The following is a 4,692-nucleotide window of genomic DNA, read 5'->3' as shown; positions in this document are numbered from 1 at the left end:
AGCCTCGCCGACCATCACAGGTAACTGATTGAATTGCATGATTTTTATCTCTAAATCTATTCAAAGCCAACTGATAATATTCATCCCTCTCTGTACTCACAATTTGATGATAAATGACCTTTTCACTCAAGCTATCCATTAATACTAAACCCCCAAATTCTCGCCCAAAGAAAGTGGTATCCATAATAATATTTAAATAGGTTGAAATAGGGGAATTTAAGGCTGTTTTAGGGGCTTTATCGATATATCTTTGAATAGTTTTAACTGAGCATTGATATTTAATTGAGAGTTCTTTATAGGTTTGTTTTCCTTGTGAATAATCTTTCCAAATATCACTGGGATTTAATTTCTTTTGGAAGGTAATGTTTTATTACAGATATTACATTTATAGCGTTGAATGTTATTTTGAGTGCCATGTTTCTTTATATTCTGATTTGAGCAGAAAGGACAAGTTTTTTGTTCATTTTCAAAAATAGGGCTTAAAGCCTTGCACTATAAGGCTTTAAACCACTTTTTAGCAACTATTTTGTCCATTACACCTGTAGGTAGATACTGGATAATATTATTCTCATATTAGTCACTTAATATTTAAGTTTTGCAACCTTATCTAGGTTAGAATATTCTCACATAATAGATCTACCTGATAAATTTTATTAAAAAGAATAGATTATCTATATTTCTGAATGACTCTATAAAGGCTACTATTTGCTAGAATTAGGATTGTTTTTAGTTTGAACTTAAATCTTATTTTGTTATCTAGTAAAATTTTGAATATAAGTTTTCTTATCCAAAGCATATAAGAGTTTTTCTTTTGCTTAAATAAGGATTTATTATTGTTTATAGCATATTGTCCTAGAATACCTATATAAGTGAAAAACATAAATATATCAGAATAATATTTTAAAGAAGGGTAATTAGCATTTATATGTTCAGAAAACTTGTCAGCTATACTAATTAACTTCTCACTAATCTTTATATCATTTTTATTTGTGATTGATGTAGGTTTCTTTATATAAAAATAACTATTATTTAAACATACAGAGGTTGATTCACATCTATGTAAGGCTTTATAAAAAAATTCAAAATCCTCACCTAATACCTCTTTATCATCAAAATAAATATCTTTTAATATTGATGTTTTATAAAGTTTAGCTGCTACTTCCCAGCCAATATTATTTCCATAAATGACATCTTTTAATAAATCTTCTGGTGTAAGAGTATAAGTAACGTCTAATTGCGGCTTAGAAGATTTATTATAAGTTATTTCATTTTCATTAATTCTCTTACAATTAGAAATACATATATCAGAATTATTTTTTTCTAAAGTTGTTACTAAAGATTCTATATGATTAGGTAAAATATAGTCATCAGAGTCTACAAATAGAATATATTTTCCTTGAGCATTTTCTAAACCAAGATTTCTAGCCATAGATGCCCCTTTATTGTCTTGACTAAACAATTTGATTCTAAGGTGATTTTTTGAGTACTCTTTACAAATTGATAAGCTAGTATCTGTTGAACCATCATTAATCAAAATAATCTCTAAATCTTGATACGTCTGATTTATAACACTATCTAGGGTATCTCTGAGATATTTCATACTATTATAAATTGGAATAATTACACTAACCATAAATTATCTATCTTAAAATATTTATAATTATTGCAATGATCTTTTTAAAAGGATATTTAAGTAAAAACATTATTTTTCTTCTATACTTTTTTGGCCTAGGAGATATGATGGATCTATCATTTTCTAGGTTGCTTTCTAATATAGGATTTTCTATAGCAATTATAGGTCTTAGCATTTTTGTTTTGATACCAAATTCTTTATAAAATAGTGAGAAATCATCAGCTAACCAATAAGGTAGAGTATTGTTGTTATGAATTGGAAATTTAGCGATTGCAGATTTTTTGATAAGATAGCAAACGGTTCCTGCATAATAATAATGAGATGGATACCCATATACAAAGTTACGATATTCTACTTTTTTATTTAATGGTCTTAATGAAAGAGGTGCCTTTATTTCTATTTTTTTGCATGAAAAAGAGCTTATTTTTGACTCACCTAATACTAGTAGGTCAGCGTTTATTGTTTGTTTTTCAAGTTTAGATAGCACGTCCCAAAAATGCTCAGAGAATAAAATATCATCTTCACTTACTAAAACAAAATCATCATTACCAATATTATTATCATTAAATATCTTTTTGTGTAGACTTATATGGCTTAATGTGCAACCAATTTCCCCATTTGTTACATTTCTTTTATAGATATCATTGAATTTATTAATGTTAAATATAGAATTAGGCTGCTCTTTATTCAAATTTAATGTATTAATTGCATTAAATATGTTAAATGTTATAGCATTTTTTTGCCTAAAAAATATTTCTTTTCTTAATCTATCTTTTTCTAAAGATATGATGTACTTTCTCATTCTTATTAGATCTCAATAATTTTTATTCCAAAACTTTCTAATATTTTATATGTATCTACGTAAGCTTCATCTTCTAATTTAGGTTTTAAAGAAAAAATATGATTGATATTTTCTTTGTTGACTATATTTAATACTGCACCACTAAAGAAAGTGTATATTATAATATTTTTATTTTCTGATTCTTTAAAATAAAAATCCTCAAAAATGAGTTCTGTATCAATATAAGGAATATTATCTACTATATAACTTTCTCTAGGGTGAGGGAAATAGTAATCTATGTTGTATTTTTCAAATACTCTTTTTACTAGTTGGATATTTTTATCAATATCATTAAATATTGGCTGTCCAAGGAGTATTCTTATATTATTTTCTACTCTACTTGGATTTGTATTTTCTTTTTCAAATAAGGAAATATATTCTATATTATCTATAATGTTTTCTTTTTTTGGATAGATGGAATAATGTAATTTAGAGATATTTTTTATTTTATTTATATCAAGTTTATTTCCTAAAATAGTCTGAATGAACTGTAATTTTCTTGGAATGTTATTTTCTGGTTCTTTATAATAAAAACTAGTTTTAGTTATATTTGCGGTTCCATCATCAAAAGTATATAGCTCTTTAAACTTTATATTACTAAGAAGTATATGAATAAGAGGTTTATCTATGCTGGCTAAAAAAACTTTGTTAAATTCCTGGTTTTTATATTTTAATATAGAGAAAATTGTTTTTATTTTCTTTAATCTTGTATTGTTAAGTCCTATAATTAAAAAATTATGGCATTTATTTTTTTAGCCTTTTTCCATAAAGCTCAAATTTTTTATTATCAAGTGCATCAAACAGAATTCCATAGAATTTGTTTTCAGGATATAGATCAATTATTTTTTCTGCAATTAGTACTTGTAGTGGTGTGCAACATATAATTAAATTCATTCTTTTTCCTTTGAAACTTTATTCGTAAAATAATATAGGATAGGCAAAACTATTGAACTGCCAAAAATGCTCGCAAAAGGAATATAAGATATTTTAGTATTTATTAAATAAAATAATAATATTAAATATGATAATACTGATAATATTGAGCTATAAGATATTAATTTATTCTTACCATAATAAAATAAATAGTTTACTAGTAGCATATAGGGTATGAATAAAACCGTGGAAATAGAAAAAGAAAGGAAATAGTATTTTACTCCCCAGAAAGCATCTCCTAAAACCCAAACAAATAATGATTCAGGGATAAAATGAATCATTAATACGGGTATAGGGATAAGTAATAATGATAAATAGAAGTATTTATGTATATCTCTAATTGTAATTCTTTTATTCTTTAATGAATCAAAAATGTAGGGTATTGTTGCTTTATTTATTGCCATTATACAAATCATTAAAACTGATGACAATTGAGCACCCATGGAATATAGTCCTAGGTCAGCATCAGTAAATTTATGATATATAAATACTCTATCTATTTGCCCTTTTATAAAACCACTAGTGTGGTGTAATACAAGAGGAATGCCAAATCCTAGTAGGTATAGAATTCCTATTTTGTATTTTTTAATTTTCCAAGATATATTTTTATATAATATTTTTTTATTGTAAAAATAATAAGCAAAAATAAGGATCAGAATGTTGGCAAGAAGGGATGATATTATTCTTTTTTCAACTAAATTTTGTGTATAAATCTCTAACGTAATAATTGTTACTATTGTAGAAATAAAACTTCCAAAGATTTGTATTGAAATATAAGAATGCACTCTTTTCTGACATTGTCTTATTGCGAGTTGAACACTAATAAAAGAGCCAAGAATAGAGTTTAAAATAATATATAGTAATATGTGTGCGTTATAAGATATAGCAAATATAATAAATATAAATCCCAGTAAAACAGAATAAATATGTCCAGATTTAACAATAAGATCTAAAGAACGATGTCCATAAGTATAAAAATAACGAGTCACTGCTCCATCTTGACTCAAACTAATAAATATAGCAAATAAAGCTGCGAATGTTTGATAATAGGAGAGTTCCCCATATCCTTCTACTCCTAATTTTCTTGAGATATAAGGCAAGAGTAAAAATGGCATTATTTTAGAAACTAATTCACCAGCTAGATATATAAAACTATCTTTTAATATTTTCATGTATATTATCAATGACAAACAAAAATGCCATTAGTGGAATTATATTAACTAATGGCATTTATTTTTTTGAGCTAATTAATGTTTGCAGCCACAGCGAGCCTCTCCCATAATTT

At 25.7% G+C, this 4,692-nt stretch carries 5 protein-coding genes and 2 pseudogenes; all 7 read right to left on the bottom strand.

The window, feature by feature from the left end; genetic code table 11:
- Positions 1–184, bottom strand: a pseudogene (locus tag B0186_RS11715) (IS256 family transposase, variant Zn-binding type); the annotation flags it as partial.
- 158 nt (positions 185–342) lie between these two features.
- Complete coding sequence (locus B0186_RS12245; RefSeq protein ID WP_456263913.1) at positions 343–426, bottom strand: transposase-like zinc-binding domain-containing protein; 84 nt, start codon at positions 424–426, stop codon at positions 343–345.
- 241 nt (positions 427–667) lie between these two features.
- On the bottom strand, positions 668–1,633 hold the full coding sequence (locus B0186_RS09810) for a glycosyltransferase family 2 protein (protein WP_078219200.1): 966 nt from the start codon (positions 1,631–1,633) through the stop codon (positions 668–670).
- A gap of 7 nt (positions 1,634–1,640) precedes the next feature.
- Positions 1,641–2,435, bottom strand: coding sequence for a glycosyltransferase family 25 protein (locus tag B0186_RS09805; RefSeq protein ID WP_078219199.1), 795 nt, complete (start codon positions 2,433–2,435; stop codon positions 1,641–1,643).
- Between the two features lie 5 nt (positions 2,436–2,440).
- Positions 2,441–3,208, bottom strand: a pseudogene (locus B0186_RS12235) (glycosyltransferase family 52); the annotation flags it as partial.
- Positions 3,209–3,218: 10 nt separating this feature from the next.
- On the bottom strand, positions 3,219–3,368 hold the full coding sequence (locus tag B0186_RS11710) for a hypothetical protein (protein WP_158077978.1): 150 nt from the start codon (positions 3,366–3,368) through the stop codon (positions 3,219–3,221).
- Positions 3,365–4,579: an oligosaccharide flippase family protein gene (locus tag B0186_RS09795; RefSeq protein ID WP_078219198.1), complete on the bottom strand. Its 1,215-nt coding sequence runs from the start codon at positions 4,577–4,579 to the stop codon at positions 3,365–3,367. Before B0186_RS09795 ends, B0186_RS11710 begins: the two co-directional genes overlap by 4 nt.
- Positions 4,580–4,692: the final 113 nt, after the last annotated feature.

It is taken from the genome of Canicola haemoglobinophilus (genome assembly GCF_002015075.1).
Classification (GTDB): Bacteria; Pseudomonadota; Gammaproteobacteria; order Enterobacterales; family Pasteurellaceae; genus Canicola; species Canicola haemoglobinophilus.
This window is presented reverse-complemented; position numbering and strand designations above follow the sequence as displayed.